Below are 15682 nucleotides of genomic sequence, written 5' to 3'. Positions count from 1 at the left end.
GCCAAAAACTGGCATCAAAAAAACAACCATCCCACGTAGCAGGAAGACGGGGAGTCCCCCACCAAGATGGCCAAAAAACAACAAACAAAAACCACCAAACACACTATTGAGTTCTCAAACAACACGCCCGATTCCGACCGCGCAACAAGTCCGCGGCTAAAAGCCGCGGTCCGTAGTGCGGGCAGTGAGGTACTCCCCCGTTAAGGGGTGTCACTCTCGGATTTGGTCTTCGCTCTCCGGCCGAGGCCGTGTCGCTCTGACCTGGAATAAGTTACGTCAGGGCTAACAGCGAGTCAAATCCCCAGGTCAGCGCCCTATTTTTGCTGGTCAGAGGCAGTCACTCGGCGCACCCCGGCGATGTGGCGCTTGCCACGCCGCAACACCAGCCAACGGTCACGTAGGAAATCCGTCGATTGTGGTATCCACTCGGCGCTTTCCACCCGCGCGTTGTTGACGTACACGCCGCCCTCGGCGACGGCCCGCTTGGCCTCACCGCGACTCTTCGACAGTCCCGTCGTGACCAGCAGGTCGGTGATCGCATCGGGTCCGCCCGGTGTCAGCTCGGCGACCTCCCCGTTGCCGGCCTCGCTGAGTGCCGCCGCAAGAGTCGGTTCGTCGAGGTCGGCCAGTTCCGCACGCCCGAACAGCGCCTGACTGGCCAGCTCCACCGCATCGGTGGCGGCCTGTCCGTGCACCAGCGTCGTGAGCTCCCGGGCCAGCCGGCGTTGCGCGGCCCGTTCATGTGGGCGTTCCTCGGTCGCCGTCTGCAACGCGCCCAGTTCCTCGGCGTCCAGGAAGGTGAACCAGCGCAGATAGCCGATGACGTCCGCGTCGCCGGTGTTGACGAAGTACTGGTACCAGGCATACGGCGACGTGAGTTCCGGGTCCAGCCACAGGTTGCCGCCACCGGTGGACTTGCCGAACTTCTTGCCCTCGGAGTCGGTGACCAGCGGGGTCGTCAGCGCATGCACGGTCGCCCCGGACTTCTGCCGCACCAGGCGGGCACCGGCGACGATGTTGCCCCACTGGTCGGACCCGCCGATCTGCAGCGCGCAGCCATGCCGGCGATGCAACTCCACGAAGTCGTTGGCCTGCAGCAGCATGTAGCTGAATTCGGTGTACGAGATGCCGTCGCCTTCGAGCCGGCGCCGGACCGTGTCGCGGTCGAGCATCACGTTGACCGAGAAGTACTTGCCGATATCCCGCAGGAACTCGATGGCCGACAGTGGCCCGGTCCAGGACAGGTTGTTCTCCACGATGGCACCGGTCGGCGACGTATCGAACTCGACGAACCGCTCCAACTGGCCGCGTATCCGGTCGGCCCAGTCGGCCACGGTATCGGCGGTGTTCAGGGTCCGCTCCCCGGTGTCGCGCGGGTCGCCGATCATCCCGGTCGCTCCCCCGGCCAGCACGATCGGCCGATGTCCGGCCTGCTGGAATCGACGCAGCGTGAGCAGTGGGATGAGATGGCCGGCGTGCAGGCTGGGCGCGGTGGGGTCGAATCCGGAATAGACCGTCATGGGGCCGGTGGCCAGGTCGGACGCCAGCGCGTCCCGGTCGGTCGACTGCGCGATCAGGCCGCGCCATTCCAGCTCTTCGAGGATGCCCGTGCTCACGGTGCCATCTTCCTGCATCAGTCGCTGCTTCCCGGCACCGGCGCCCGCGGACTGCGCCGGTAGGCCGACACCTCCGGATGGCCCGCCAGCCAGAACCGCCACGGCCGGTCCGCGGCGGTGCTCACACCCACCCGCGGGCCGGGCACGGCCCCGGTGACCGGATTCAGCCGCAGTCGCACCGGACTGGCTTCGTCACCGAGGTCAATACCGTTGTCCTCCATGAGGATTCCCAATGCCGAACACAAGTTCCCGGGCCCGCGCGCCAGTGCAGGGGTCGGTACGGCCACACCCCGGCGGGTACGGGCCACGTCCTCACCGTCGGTCACCACCGCCGCCCGCAAGAGCACGGCGGCCGCGACACCCTCGGGCCCGCAGACGACATTCGCGCACACATGGATCCCGTGGCTGCGGTAGGTGTACATCCGGCCGGCGGGCCCGAACATCACGAGGTTGCGCGGCCGCGGACCGCGGTAGGAATGCGCCGCCGGATCCGGCCAGGGCTCGTCCACCGGCCCGCCGTAGGCCTCGACCTCGACGATCCTGGCGACCACGCCACGACTGCCCAGCTCGGCACCCAACAACAACCGCGCCGCGGTCACCGGGTCCACCGCCAGCGCATCAGCTAAATCCCGTCGCTCCGCTCGCCCGTCACCCACATCCCGTCGCTCCGCTCGCCCGTCACCCACATCCCGCCGCTCCGCTCGCCCCACAACACCGCATTGTGCCCGGCCCCTTGACACCTCCTCATCACGGGCGCATTATTCATCGCATGATGACTTCATCGACCGATGAATTATCTCGACGGGACGCCGAACCGGCGGTCCGCATCGAGAATCTCCAGGTGACCCGCGGTAAGCGCCGGGCCGTGCGCGATCTGTCCGTGCAGATCTCGCGGGGCACCATCACCGGGCTGCTGGGACCCTCGGGCTGCGGGAAGACCACCCTGATGCGGACCATCGTCGGCACCCAGATCGTCGCCTCGGGATCGGTGACGGTGCTGGGACATCCCGCGGGGTCCCCCGAATTACGCCACCGCGTCGGCTACGTGACCCAGGACGCCACCATCTACCGTGACCTGCGGGTGATCGACAACGCCCGCTACTTCGCCGCCCTGTACGGCACCGACGCGCAGGCCGCCGAGGACGCCATTGCCGCGGTGGGCCTGAGCGATCATCGAACCGCGTTGTGCGACAACCTTTCCGGCGGTCAGCGGACCCGGGTGTCACTGGCCTGCGCGTTGGTCTCGCATCCGGACCTGCTGGTGCTCGACGAGCCGACCGTCGGACTGGACCCGGTGCTGCGCGTCGATCTCTGGGAGCAGTTCCATCGGCTGGCCAGAGCCGGAACCACCCTGCTGGTCTCCAGCCATGTCATGGACGAGGCCGACCATTGCGGCGACCTCCTGCTCATGCGCGAAGGCCGGTTGCTCGCCCACACCACCCCCACCCGATTGCGAGAGGACACAGGATGTTCGTCACTGGAGGAAGCGTTCCTGTCCGTCATCCGGCACAGCACCGCAGCCTGAAAAGGCCGAGCAGGCTGAGCCCGCGGGCATACCTGGCCACCACCGGCCGGATCCTGCGCCAGCTGGCCGGTGACCACCGCAGCGTGGCGATGATCGTGGTGGTGCCCACGCTGATCATCACGCTGATGTACTTCATGTTCGATAACGTGCCGCACCGGCCGGGCACGCCGTCGCCGTTCAACAACGCCTGCCTGATCATGCTCGGCGTCTTCCCGCTGATCGTGATGTTCCTGATCACCTCGATCACCATGCAGCGCGAACGGGTGTCCGGCACGCTCGAACGGATCTTGACCACGCCGCTGCGCCGGTTCGACCTGCTCGCCGCCTATGGCACGGCCTTCTCCATCGCGGCGGCCGTCCAGGCCACGCTGGCCTGCCTGGTGGCGTTCTGGTTGCTGGGTTTCGACACCGCGGGCAGCCCGGCCCTGGTGTTCCTCATCGCCATCGTCAACGCGGTGCTGGGCGTGGGCCTGGGCCTGTTGTGCAGCGCGTTCGCCCGCACCGAGTTCCAGGCCGTGCAATTCATGCCCGTGGTGATCGTCCCGCAGCTGCTGCTGTGCGGCATCATCGTGCCACGCGAGGTGCTGCCCGAATGGCTGCAGTGGATCAGCAATGCGCTGCCGGCCAGCTACGCTCTGGAGGCACTGCAACAGGTCGGCGCGTACAGCGAACCCACGGCGATCGCGGTCCGTGATATCGCGGTGGTCATCGGATTCGCGATCCTGGCCCTGGCGCTGGCAGCGGCGACCCTTCGGCGCCGTACCCCATGAGGAGACCGTGACCACCCACAACACCGAACCCAAACGCCCCGGGCGCCCGCCCGGGGCGTCCGACACCCGCGATCGGATCTTGGAAAGCGCTCGGGAACTGTTCTCCCGCAACGGTTTCGACAAGACTTCGATCCGCGCGATCGCGACGGCCGCCGGCGTGGACGGCGCCCTGGTGCATCACTACTACGGCACCAAGCAGCAACTGTTCGCCGCCGCCATCCAGATCCCGATCGACCCGATGCAGGTGATCGGACCGCTGCGCGAGACGCCGGTGGACGAGATCGGCCTGATGCTGCCATCGCTGCTGCTGCCGCTGTGGGATTCGGAGATGGGCAAGGGTCTCATCGCGACGCTGCGCTCGATCCTCGGCGGCGCGGACGTCAGCCTGGTGCGCACGTTCCTCCAGGAGGTGATCGCCGTCGAGGTCGGCTCCCGGGTGGACGACCCACCGGGCTCCGGGCCGATCCGGGTGCAATTCGTGGTGTCCCAGCTGGTCGGTGTGGTGGTGGCGCGCTACATCCTGGAGCTCGAGCCGTTCGCCTCGCTGCCGCCCGAGGCGATCGCCAAGACGATCGCGCCGAACCTGCAGCGTTATCTCACCGGGGAGCTGCCTGGCCTGAGCTGACCAGGCGGTCATGCTCGGCGTCGTCGGTCACCGCGACGGCTTCGTCGATCAGCAGCACCGGGATGTCGTCGACGATCGGATACGCCCGCCGCAACCGCGGGTTGTACAGGCACTCGCCGGCGACGTACACCAGCGGTCCGCGATCTTGCGGGCAGACCAGGATGCTCAGCAGTTTGGAATCGACCACGACCGCAGGTTATCCGCCACCCAGCGGCGGGCCGCTGATGGTGAAGCCACCCAGCACACTGTCGTTGGCGGGGTTGTAGGTGTTGATCCCGATCGTGGTCGGGTTGGACGGCTGGACGGTGCGCGCCTGCGTCTTGCGCTGGAAGTCCACTGTCGCCTTGAGCGCATTGATCAGCGGAACCTGATTCGGCCGCCTGTCCAGGCCGTCCTTCAGTTCGGAGTAGTTGCCCTTCGACGGCATGAAGCCGAGCGCCCGCAACTTGAGCGCATCGTGGATCAGGTTGGAGATCTGACCGCCACCGGCGCCGGTGTCGTACTCGGCGGCGATGTCGTCGAGCACGTCGGCGCTGGCGATCCCGGATCCGAAGGCGGCCATCAAGCCGGTCGCCACCGCGACGCCTGCGATCGCGCGTCGCCAGCCGGTCGCCCGCTGTGACTCCGGTGCCATAGATCCTCCATTGCGTTGCGTCGTCACGGGGAGCCTAACAGCGTGGTGGGTGCCGGGCACCGTCAAAGATCCCCGAGCTCAGCCCGAACCGCCGCCGTCAGGCGCTTGTACTGACTCGTATCGGCGTCCAAATACCAGGCGTTACGCGAGGCCTTGGGGAGGCCCGCCGCACGCAGCGGACCGACCATCGGACGGTAGGACGCGCTGAGCGTCATACCCGGCGTCACGTACACGATGTCCGGTCCGGCGCCCACGGGCAGCGCCGCCAGCGCGTCGTTGAGTTCGGCACTGGGCACGCTGCCGCCCGGGCGCAGCGTCACCGCCGTCACCGCCAGGCAGCGGTACGGTAGGTCCAGGCTGTAGGTGACGGCCAGGTCGACCGATTCCACCTGACTGACGGCGTCGTTTACCGCGGCGGTGAAGACTGGACCGCGTGCGGTGCGGATGACGGCGCTGCGGTTGTCGACGAGCCAGTAGTCACCGTCCTCGTCGCGGCGAAACAGCGACTCGGTGGACACCCAGGTGTCGGCGGGGGCGAAAACGCCGCGCTTGACCGACGCCGTCGGGTCCACCGGGCCGCGCGGCTGCGCGAGCAGCACGCCGACCTCGTTGGTCTGCGCCAGCCGCACGAAACCGTGCTCGTCCTCCAGGATCGAGTCGTCGGCGGCGTCGTAGGCGGCCAGCTGCACCCGACCACCGCCGGGCAACGGTCGGCCCTTGCTACCGAACTTGGCCCCGGACACGTTGGCCAGCACCGCCTGCCCGTCGGTGGTGGCGAAGAACTCCACCACGTGCGCCGGATCGAACACCTCGACCACCCGGCGCCACAGCCCGGTCGGCATTCCGGACCCGATGAACAGCCGCACCGGGTGGTTCCCGGACAGCCGGAACGCCGGATCGTCGATCACCTCACCGAGCATCGCCCAGGTGTAGGACACCACCGTCACCCCGTACTGCCGGATCTCGTGCAGGAAACGGTCCGGTGACAGCCCCCGGGACAGGGCGATGCGGGCCCCGCCGACCACGGCGCCGCCGAGACTGACCAGCAGACCCGACTGATGGTGCAGCGGGGTCAGGCAGTAGACCGTGTCACGGTTGCCCAGGTTGGCCGCCGAGGCCGTGCCGAACGCCGAGAGCGCCCAGCGGAAGTTGGTGATCTGGCGGGCCACCAACTGGCCGCCCGCACCGGCGAACGCGACGTAGGCCAGATCGCGGGCGAATCCCGGATTCGGCCTGTACCAGCCGGGCAGGATGACCTTGTCGGGATCGATCTGCTCCATGTCCACCACATCGTCGGCGTCACCGGGCAGATGCAGGTCACGCGTTTCGCCGCCGCCGAGCACCAACACCCGGATCCCCAGGCCGCGAGCCACCTCGAGGTTGCCGGGATCGGCGAGCACGTGGGCGATCCCGCCGATGCGGACCACGTCGGCCAGGTTGGCGTCCGGCGGGATCAGCACCGCCACCGCACCGAGCCGGGACAGCGCGGCGATGGCCACCAGCGCACTGGGACGGGTCTCCATCAGCACACCGACCCGCACACCCTGGCGGATCCCCACCTCGATGAGACCGCGCACCACGTTGTTGACCCGGCGGTCCACCGCCTCGTAGGTGTGCACCCGCCCGTCGAACAGCAGGAACTCGCCATGCGGATTGTGCTCGGCCTGCTCGGACATGATGCGGCCCAGCGAGATCCGGGTGTGATCGTTGACCTGACCGAGGCGCGCCAGCCTGGGCAGCGTGCGTGCGGTTTCCACCGCCAGCGTCCGTGCCGACTTCTGCGCTGCCAGAACGGCATCCGCGGCCGTGCGGGCCAGGCCGAACGCCACCTCGGTGGCCGCCGCGGTGCCCGCGGCCACCCGGGAGGCCAGCGGGACACCGCTTTCGGCGGCCGCGGTCGGCGGGCGGTGCGCCATCGGGACGACATCCTCGGGCAACGGCCCCTCACCGTTGCGCCACTTGACCCATGCGGCCACCGTCGGCCAGGTCTGAGTGGCGGCCTTCGACCCGACGACCAGGCCGAAATGCCCTGCCCTGATCAGATATTCGTATACGTCGGCCTTGGGCGCCGCGCCCCTGATACCGCGCACCGCGGCCGGCTGGCCGATATCGTCGACCTCGCCGACCACCGCCAGGATCGGACAGTCGATATCGGCGAGGGTCACCAGGTCGCCGCGGATGGAGAACCCGCCGGACATCATCCGGTTGTGGGCGATGAACTGCTTGAGCAGCTCGGAGATCGCCGGCCCGGACCACGCGATCCAGCCCTCCGAATCCAGGAAACGACGCTGCTGTTCGCGCGGCAGCAACGCCTCCCGATCATGCAGCTGACGCAGGAAGTCCAGCCGGGCCTGCGCGGTCTTGAGGGGGTCGAGCATCTGAAACCCGGTGCGCGCCAACCACCCAGGGATGTCGATACGGGAGAACACGTGGTCGGCCATGAAGTTGGCCGCCACCGCACCCATATTGGGCGGGATACCCATCGGCAGCGCGGCCAGGGTGTCCACCGGGGAACCGAAGGTGATGATGCTGGCCAGGTCCTGCGCCCGCCGGTAGGCCGCCGTCTGATAGCAGAACATGCCGCCCTGCGAGTAGCCGGCCAGGTGCACGTCGCGTTCGGTCACCTTCTTGACGGTGTCGATGGCCTCGCTGAGCGCCACCACGTGATCGGCGAGATTGCGCTGCATCCCGCCCTCGATCTGATCGGGTGACCCGAAGTCGATGACCCACGGGTCGAGGCCGGCGGTGTGCAGGATGCCCGCCGCGCCGTCGGCCCGGGTCACGTCCCACATATCGGCGGACATCATCATCGGGTGCACCATGAGCACCGGCGGCCCGGGCGTCGCCGCGCCGGGCCGGCTGTCCGGCGGAAAGTACCGGCGCAGCTTGTACATCGGGACGCTCTCGATGATCTGGAACGGTGAGGGCACCGCGCCGGTCTCCAGCCCGCCGTAGCGGAGCACCTCGATCCCGTTCTGCGCGGTGGCCAGAAGACGGCCGACCGGTCCGGTGATCAGTGAGAAATCGACCAACGTCCGCTCCCCTAAAGCCTGTAGTCCATTCCCCCGACGCCCCGCCATCATGGCATAGCGGCACCGGGCGGCCATCGCGAATATGGTGGGTGAATGTCCGGCCCGGCGCCCGCCTAGCCTTATGGGGACATGGCGCATCTTCTCGGGGCCGAGGCCCTCCACCTGGAATACCCCACCAAGGTCGTCTTCGACTCCGTCTCCCTCGGCGTGAACGAAGGTGACCGCATCGGCATCGTCGGTCGCAACGGCGACGGCAAATCCAGCCTGCTCGGCATGCTGGCCGGACGGGTGCGCCCCGACGGCGGACGGGTCACCGTGCGGGGTGGGGTGCGTGTCGGCGTCCTCGACCAGGCCGACACGCTGGACCCGACCGACACCGTCGGGCACGCCGTGGTCGGTGATGTCCCCGAGCACGTATGGGCGGGCGACCCGCGCGGGCGCGACGTCATCGCCGGACTGCTCGGCGACCTGGACTGGGGCGCGGCGCTGGGCACCTTGTCGGGTGGGCAGCGCCGGCGCGTCGCGCTGGCCCGTCTGCTGGCCGGCGATCACGACGTGCTGGCGCTCGACGAGCCCACCAACCATCTCGACGTGGAGGCCATCACCTGGCTGGCCGATCACCTGAAGCGACGGTGGAGCGCCAACGCCGGCGGACTGCTGGTGGTGACCCACGACCGCTGGTTCCTCGACGAGATCTGCACGGCCACGTGGGAGGTGCACGACCGCATCGTCGAACCGTTCGAGGGCGGCTACGCGGCGTACATCCTGCAGCGCGTGGAGCGGGACCGGCAGGCCGCCGCGGTGGAGGCGCGCCGGCAGAACCTGGCCCGCAAGGAATTGGCCTGGCTGCGCCGCGGCGCTCCCGCGCGGACATCCAAGCCGAAGTTCCGCATCGACGCGGCCAACGCCCTGATCGCCGACGTGCCGGAGATCCGCGACAAGGTGGCGCTGCAATCGCTGGCGGTCACCCGATTGGGCAAGCAGGTCGTCGACCTGCTCGACGCATCGGTCAGCTACGACGGCCGGGAGGTGCTGCACGAGGTCGAATGGCGCATCGCCCCCGGCGAACGCACCGGCATCCTGGGCGTCAACGGTGCGGGCAAGTCCACGCTGCTGGGCCTGATCGACGGCACGGTGGAGCCGACCGCGGGCCGGGTGAAACGCGGGAAGACGGTGAAGGTGGCGGCGCTGACCCAGGGTGTGGACAAGTTGGCCGAGCATCTGGACGAACCGGTGCGGGTGGTGCTGGCCCGGCTGGCCACCACCTACACGTTCGGGGCGGGTTCCCGGGCCCAGGAGCTGACCCCCAGCCAGCTGCTGGAGCGGCTCGGATTCGCCAGCGCGCAACTGTCCACCCCGGTCAAGGACCTCTCCGGTGGTCAGCAGCGTCGGCTGCAGCTACTGCTCATCCTGCTCGAGCAGCCCAACGTGCTGATCCTGGACGAGCCGACCAACGACCTGGACACCGACATGCTGGCGGCGATGGAAGACCTGCTGGATTCCTGGCCGGGAACGCTGATCGTGGTGAGCCACGACCGGTACTTCCTGGAGCGGGTCACCGATCAGCAGTACGGCATCCTCGGCGGCCGGTTGCGGCACCTGCCCGGCGGCGTGGACGAGTACCTCCGGTTGCGCGCCTCGCATGCCGCCCAGACCGGCCCCGCGCCGGCCAAACCCGTGGCCCAGGCAGGGCTCTCCGGTGCCGATCTGCGGGCCGCGCAGAAGGAGATCACCTCGATCGAGCGCCGGTTGGAGAAGCTGACCGGCCTGATCGACACCGCCCACCACCGCCTGGCGGAGCACGACCAGGGCGATTACGAAGGGCTGCAACGGCTTACCGGTGAGCTGCGCGAACTGGAGGCCGAAGTCGAACAGCTCGAGGAGAAGTGGCTGGAGCTCACCGAACAGTTGGGCTGACCTCGCTACTATGACGCGGTGCGCTATCTGCTGATGCCGGTGACGCTGTGCGTGCGTTATTTCCCGCAGTTGTTGGCGTGTTACCTGCTCGGCTACCTCGGCCGGATCGGGGCCATCGAGTGGGCGGCGTGGGCCGGCTACGACAACTACCTGTGGGCGTCGCTGATCATGCCGCTGGCCGGTATGGCGCGGCTCGGGTCCTACGTCGCGATGTTCATGGTGATCCGGCCGGGTATTCCGGTGCTGGCCGGACTGCCGCCGCGCTCGGTACGGCAGATCGACATCTTCGCGACCATCATCGTGCCGTTCTTCGCGATCTACCTCGCCTGGCAGATGTTCCGGGAGGACTGGCTGACCTTCGTCTACCGCGCCGGTGACTATCGACTCGACGAGGTGCTCACCTCGAACGCACCCGTCGAGCTGGAACCGAACATGCTGCCGGTCAGCGCGGTGACCATCGCCGTCATCGTCGTCGCGCTGGTGGCCCGGCTGGTTTTCGGGCGACTCAAGGACCGGGCGCCGGGCTGGCTGCTACCGATCCGGGTGTATCTGGACGCGCTGTGGGTGTTCCTGGTGCTGACGGTGTCGGCCAGTCACGGTCTGACACTGCTGATCAATCCGTCGGCGTGGCTGTCCGAACGCCGGATCATCGTGTGGTTCAACCACACTCGGGAAAGCGTTTTCTCGCATTTCACACCGTTGGAGGCGCTGTGGGACGGCGCGGTGTGGGCGGTCAAGACCGCGTTCGGCGGAGCCGCGGTCCCACTGATCTGGCTTGCGGTGGCGTGCATCGTCTACGGCGCGACCACGAAAACCGACTGGCAGGCCGCGGCGCGGCGCGTCGGCGGCGAGCGGTTGGGCCGCTGGATCGACCGTTCCCAGACCACCCGCACCCGGCTGAGCACCGGGTGGAAACGCGTCCCGGGCAGGGTCCGCACCGAGGTATACGACCAGCTGACCGGTCAGATCGGCAAATTCAAGCCGATCACCGACTCGGCGCACGTCATCGCGGCCGGCGGTGTGCTCGCGCTGGCACTTTACGTGCTGGCCTATCTGGGGCTGTCGTGGCTGGACGTGTCGGGTAGCTTCTACCGCGCGCAGCTGGGTTCGGGCTATCTGCTGCGCGGGATGGCCTGGTTGCTGGGCCCGCATGACGTCACGTACTGGTACGGCACCTGGGACGCCCTGGCGCTGGTCTCGCATTCGATCATCGAGCCGTTGCGAATCTGCCTGATCGCCACCACGCTGGCCTGGTGCCTGCAGCACACCGCCGCGCCGTCGCCGGCTACAACCGCAGTCGAATCAGAATCGAGCCATCCGATTTCGTGACGTCCACGGCGTCGGGTTCCGCGCTGGCCGGAATGAGGAAGCTCCACGGCATCGTCACCGCCGCACCGCACGGCGGTCCGGCCGACACCCGCCAGGACCGGTCGCCTTGGACCAGGTAGCCGGTGCAGCCGAAGCCGTCCGCCGGTGCTCCCGATCGTTCGACGACGACGTTCATCAGGACGGTGCCCTCGGGTAGCGCGGCACCGGAGCCGGCGGCCCGCGTCGAACGGCTGACGGTGCGTACCGACCAGGTCTGCCCGTCGACCTCGATCGATTGGTGGGGTGCGGCGATGTGGGCCGGCTGCACGGTGCGCTCGTAGTTCTGCCACGCCGGTCGCACGGTGGTCACCCAGATGACCGCCAGCGCCGCTGCCGCGATCGCGGTACCGATGAGGTTGCGCTGCCAGAGCCGGACGGTCATGTTCCGACCTGCGTGGCGGGTGCGAAGTCGATGACGTCGGTGCGCTGTACCCGTGGATCGTCGAGCGGGATCGCCATGACCAGGCGTGAGTCCTGGCGCCAGTCGTTCACCCAGACCCGCAGGGTGATGGTCGGTGCGCCGGGCGCCACGAGCTCCGGCGGGACGTCGAAGATCCACGAACTGCGGACGGCGATACCGGGGGTCAGGTTGCCGGTGAGTGCGGTGAAGCCGAGCCGGTTGGTCGGCACGTAGGTGTTCGGACCGACGAGCAGGTCGACGGTGGGCACTTGGTCGGTCCGGGTGGTCATGGCCTCCCCGTCGATGGCGACCCAGGTGCCGAGGGCGTCGACGAGGGCGGGCCGGTTCAGCTTCTTGTGGATCCGCGGGCCGATGCGCACGCCGGTGACTTGGGCCGTGATCGCGTCGCCGGTGGCACGCTCGCCCATGCCGGCATGCACGTCGAAGGAGGCGTACACGTCGTCGGGGGTGGGCAGGTTGTGCCACATCCACGCCGCCGCCGCGATCACCACGGTGCTGACCGCCGCATACAGCGCCCGCCTCACGGTCGGCCTCGCACGGGCACCGTCAACTGGGCGTAGTCGTCGCCGCGCACCCAGGCCTGTCCCGCGGTGACGCTGGCCTTGCGTACTTCTTTGTAGACCCGGACCGGCAGCTGCGCGCCGACGGCGAGCGCGTGCTCGGGCAGCCGCCACAGCAGCACGATCTCGTCGGTGAGCCCGGGTCCCAGCCGTCCGGCGATCGTGCCGTCGGCCATCCGCATGGGGGCCAGCGCTTCGGCGGCGGGCTGGTCGATCAGCCGGATCGGCTTGTCGACGACACCGGGCAGGGTGCCGATGTTGTGCGCGGTGACCACCAGGCCGAGGTAGTGGCTGCCCGGCTTCGCCGCGAAGAGCACGCGATCGCCCGCCCGCACCTCGGTGACCAGGGTGGCGCGCTGCACCGTCATCTCGAATTCACCGGTGTTGAACGCCTCGCCGGGCGCGATGTCGGTGATGTGGTCGTTGACGGTGTCCAGTCCGCCGAATGCCGCCGTGCCGGCGAGCACGGCCACCAATGCCACCCGGCGCCACTCCTTGAAGCCCCACCCCGAGACCCAGCGCCACAGACGCTGCCGGACGCCCACGGTCGGTGTGGCGGCGCTCCCCCCGGGCTCCATGGCTGCCGATAGTACCTAGCGCAGTCCGATCCGCAGTCGATCCAGCGTGTCTCGCACGACGCCGAGCTGGCGGGCCACCTGGACCGGTGCGGTGCCGCCCCTGGCGTCCCGGGAATCGACCGAGCCCGCGATGGTGAGCACCTCGCGCACCTGGGCGGTCAAGCCGGGATGGATACCGGCGAGCTCGTCGTCGGCGAGTTCCTCCAGTCCGACGCCTCTGGACTCGGCCGCCTTGACCGCCGCTCCGGCGGCTTCGTGCGCCACGCGGAACGGAATACCTTGGCGCACCATCCATTCGGCGATATCGGTGGCCAGCGTGTAGCCCAGCGGCGCCAACTGCGCCATCCGGTCGGTGTCGAAGGTGAGGGTGCCCACCAGCCCGGCCATCGCGGGGAGCAACAGGTTGAGCTGCGCCACCGAGTCGAAGACGGGCTCCTTGTCCTCCTGCAGGTCCCGGTTGTAGGCCAGCGGTTGCGCCTTCAGCGTGGCCAGCAGCCCGGCCAGATTTCCGATCAGCCGGCCGGACTTACCGCGGGCGAGTTCGGCGATGTCCGGGTTCTTCTTCTGCGGCATGATCGAACTGCCGGTCGACCACGCGTCGTGCAATTTCACGTAGCCGAATTCGGTGGTGCTCCACAGGATGATGTCCTCGGCCAGCCGGGACAGATCCACCGCGATCATCGCGAACACGAAGGCCGCCTCGGCGGCGAAATCCCGCGCCGCGGTGGCGTCGATGGAATTGTCTGCGGCCGTGGCGAATCCGAGTTCGTCGGCGATCGCGTCGGGATCCAGACCCAGCGACGACCCGGCCAGTGCGCCGGATCCGTACGGCGACACCGCGGCCCGCTTGTCCAGATCGATCAGCCGGTCGGCGTCGCGCAACAGTGGGTGCGCGTGGGCCAGCAGATGATGCGCCAGCAGCACGGGCTGTGCCGACTGCAGGTGCGTCTTGCCCGGCATGATCGCCGTCGGGTGGGCGGCGGCCTGGGTGGCCAGCGCGGCCGCCACGTCGAGCACGCCGGCACCGACCGCCTTGATGGCGTCACGCAGCCACATCCGGAACAGGGTGGCGACCTGGTCGTTTCGCGACCGGCCGGCCCGCAACCGGCCGCCCAGTTCGGGGCCCACCCGGTCGATCAGGCCGCGTTCCAGCGCGCCGTGCACATCCTCGTCGGTGGGCAGCGGACCGAAGCTGCCGTCGACGACGTCGGAGCCCAGGCTGTCCAGACCGGCGAGCAGGCCATCGCGCTGCTCGTCGGTGAGCAGCCCGGCGCGGTGCAGCACCCGGGCGTGCGCCTTGGACGCGGTGACGTCGTACGGCGCCAGCACCCAGTCGAAATGCGTCGATTTGCTCAGTGCGGCAAGGGCTTCGGACGGGCCGTCGGCGAACCGGCCGCCCCACAGGGAGCCCTCGTTGGTACTCATCTACAGACCGAGGTCGCGCTTGGCCGAGATCTTCGACGACAGGCCGTGCACGTGCACGAAACCCTTGGCCGACGACTGGTCGAAGCTGTCACCTTCGTCGTAGGTGGCCAGGTTGAAGTCGTACAGCGAGGTCGGGCTGCGCCGGCCGTTGACGGCGATGTGCCCGCCGTGCAGCACCAGCCGGATCTCGCCGGTGACGTGCTCCTGGGTGTGCGCGACGAACGCCTCCAGGGCGCGCTTGAGCGGCGAGTACCAGAGGCCGTCGTAGACCAGCTCGCCCCACTTCTGGTCGGTGCCGCGCTTGTAGCGGCCCAGTTCACGCTCCAGGGTGACGTGTTCCAGCTCGGTGTGCGCGGTGATGAGCACCATCGCCCCCGGGGCCTCGTAGATCTCGCGGCTCTTGATGCCGACCAGGCGGTCCTCCACCACGTCGAGCCGGCCCACGCCCTGGGCCCCGGCACGGCGGTTGAGCTCGACGATGGCCTCCAGCACCGTGACGGGCCTGCCGTCGATGGAGGTCGGCACACCCTTGTCGAAGCCGACGATCACCTCGTCGGGAGTGCTCCAGTTGAGCGTCGGGTCCTCGGTGTAGTCGTAGACGTCCTTGGTCGGCGCGTTCCAGAGGTGTTCCAGGAAGCCGGTTTCCACCGCGCGGCCCCACACGTTCTGGTCGATCGAGAACGGCGACCGTTTGGTGACGTTGATCGGGATGTCGTTTTCCTCGGCGAAGGCGATGGCCTTCTCCCGGGTCCACGCGTAATCCCGGACGGGGGCCAGCACCTGCAGATCCGGTGCCAGCGACGCAAAGCCGACCTCGAAGCGCACCTGGTCGTTGCCCTTACCGGTGCAGCCGTGCGCGACGGTGCCGCCGCCGTGCTCGCGGGCGGCCTTGACCAGATGCTTGACGATCAGCGGCCGGCTGATGGCCGACACCAGCGGGTAGCGGTCCATGTACAGCGCGTTGGACTGGATGGTCGGCAGGCAGTACTCGTTGGCGAACTCGTCCCGCGCGTCGACGACGACGGCCTCGACGGCGCCGCAGTCCAGCGCACGCTGCCGCACGACCTCCATATCCTCGCCGCCCTGGCCCAGGTCGATGGCCACGGCCACCACCTCGCGCCCGGTCTCCTTGCCGATCCAGCTGATCGCGACCGAGGTGTCCAGACCGCCGGAATACGCCAGGATGACGCGTTCGGACATTCGTTGATCTC

Annotated in this window: 15 protein-coding genes; 5 read left to right on the top strand and 10 right to left on the bottom strand. The window is 68.6% G+C overall.

Features of this window, described 5'->3' with window-relative positions:
- Window positions 1-314 precede the first annotated feature (314 nt).
- Complete coding sequence (gene tyrS, locus AWB94_RS06650; RefSeq protein ID WP_062658914.1) at window positions 315-1634, bottom strand: tyrosine--tRNA ligase; 1320 nt, start codon at window positions 1632-1634, stop codon at window positions 315-317.
- Window positions 1634-2272, bottom strand: a complete 639-nt coding sequence (locus tag AWB94_RS06645; protein ID WP_062658915.1) for a DNA-3-methyladenine glycosylase — start codon at window positions 2270-2272, stop codon at window positions 1634-1636. Before AWB94_RS06645 ends, tyrS begins: the two co-directional genes overlap by 1 nt.
- Window positions 2273-2385: 113 nt before the next feature.
- On the opposite strand from AWB94_RS06645, the gene AWB94_RS06640 reads away from it, so the two are divergent.
- Genes AWB94_RS06640 through AWB94_RS06630 form a run of 3 tightly spaced genes read left to right on the top strand, consistent with a single transcriptional unit; the run spans window position 2386 to window position 4536 of the window.
- Complete coding sequence (locus AWB94_RS06640; protein WP_062658916.1) at window positions 2386-3141, top strand: ABC transporter ATP-binding protein; 756 nt, start codon at window positions 2386-2388, stop codon at window positions 3139-3141.
- Window positions 3084-3911, top strand: coding sequence for an ABC transporter permease (locus tag AWB94_RS06635; protein WP_084395415.1), 828 nt, complete (start codon window positions 3084-3086; stop codon window positions 3909-3911). The genes AWB94_RS06640 and AWB94_RS06635 overlap by 58 nt, the downstream gene beginning before the upstream one ends.
- A gap of 7 nt (window positions 3912-3918) precedes the next feature.
- On the top strand, window positions 3919-4536 hold the full coding sequence (locus AWB94_RS06630) for a TetR/AcrR family transcriptional regulator (protein ID WP_062658918.1): 618 nt from the start codon (window positions 3919-3921) through the stop codon (window positions 4534-4536).
- On the opposite strand, the gene AWB94_RS06625 is transcribed toward AWB94_RS06630, so the two are convergent.
- The 3 genes from AWB94_RS06625 to AWB94_RS06615 form a co-directional block, all read right to left on the bottom strand.
- Window positions 4508-4723 carry a Trm112 family protein gene (locus AWB94_RS06625; protein WP_062658919.1) on the bottom strand — a complete coding sequence of 72 codons (216 nt, stop codon included), beginning with the start codon at window positions 4721-4723 and terminating at the stop codon, window positions 4508-4510. The genes AWB94_RS06630 and AWB94_RS06625 overlap by 29 nt on opposite strands.
- Before the next feature lie 9 nt (window positions 4724-4732).
- A complete protein-coding gene (locus AWB94_RS06620; protein WP_062658920.1) occupies window positions 4733-5170 on the bottom strand; it encodes a hypothetical protein in 438 nt (145 codons plus the stop codon).
- A 62-nt stretch (window positions 5171-5232) separates the two neighbouring features.
- The gene (locus tag AWB94_RS06615) at window positions 5233-8202 is read right to left on the bottom strand and encodes an acyl-CoA synthetase (RefSeq protein WP_062658921.1); all 2970 of its coding nucleotides are present in this window, start codon (window positions 8200-8202) and stop codon (window positions 5233-5235) included.
- Between the two features lie 129 nt (window positions 8203-8331).
- On the opposite strand from AWB94_RS06615, the gene AWB94_RS06610 reads away from it, so the two are divergent.
- Together AWB94_RS06610 and AWB94_RS06605 are read left to right on the top strand one after the other, a co-directional pair.
- Entirely contained in the window at window positions 8332-10119 is a 1788-nt protein-coding gene (locus AWB94_RS06610) for an ABC-F family ATP-binding cassette domain-containing protein (protein WP_062658922.1), read from the top strand.
- An 18-nt stretch (window positions 10120-10137) separates the two neighbouring features.
- Window positions 10138-11448, top strand: coding sequence for a hypothetical protein (locus tag AWB94_RS06605; RefSeq protein ID WP_234811642.1), 1311 nt, complete (start codon window positions 10138-10140; stop codon window positions 11446-11448).
- Here AWB94_RS06605 and AWB94_RS06600 read toward each other — a convergent pair.
- The 5 genes from AWB94_RS06600 to AWB94_RS06580 are packed head-to-tail and all read right to left on the bottom strand — an operon-like array spanning window position 11405 to window position 15671.
- Window positions 11405-11869 carry a hypothetical protein gene (locus tag AWB94_RS06600; protein ID WP_062658923.1) on the bottom strand — a complete coding sequence of 155 codons (465 nt, stop codon included), beginning with the start codon at window positions 11867-11869 and terminating at the stop codon, window positions 11405-11407. The two genes, AWB94_RS06605 and AWB94_RS06600, sit on opposite strands and share 44 nt — an antisense overlap.
- Entirely contained in the window at window positions 11866-12432 is a 567-nt protein-coding gene (locus AWB94_RS06595) for a hypothetical protein (protein ID WP_062658924.1), read from the bottom strand. Before AWB94_RS06595 ends, AWB94_RS06600 begins: the two co-directional genes overlap by 4 nt.
- Window positions 12429-13046, bottom strand: a complete 618-nt coding sequence (locus AWB94_RS06590; RefSeq protein ID WP_062658925.1) for a hypothetical protein — start codon at window positions 13044-13046, stop codon at window positions 12429-12431. Before AWB94_RS06590 ends, AWB94_RS06595 begins: the two co-directional genes overlap by 4 nt.
- Before the next feature lie 15 nt (window positions 13047-13061).
- Window positions 13062-14471 (bottom strand): argininosuccinate lyase, encoded by a 1410-nt coding sequence (argH, locus tag AWB94_RS06585; protein ID WP_062658926.1) that lies wholly within the window; start codon window positions 14469-14471, stop codon window positions 13062-13064.
- Window positions 14472-15671, bottom strand: a complete 1200-nt coding sequence (locus AWB94_RS06580) for an argininosuccinate synthase (protein WP_062658927.1) — start codon at window positions 15669-15671, stop codon at window positions 14472-14474.
- Window positions 15672-15682: the final 11 nt, after the last annotated feature.

Origin of the sequence: Mycolicibacterium canariasense (assembly GCF_002101555.1) — a bacterium.
GTDB lineage: Bacteria > Actinomycetota > Actinomycetes > Mycobacteriales > Mycobacteriaceae > Mycobacterium > Mycobacterium canariasense.
This window is presented reverse-complemented; position numbering and strand designations above follow the sequence as displayed.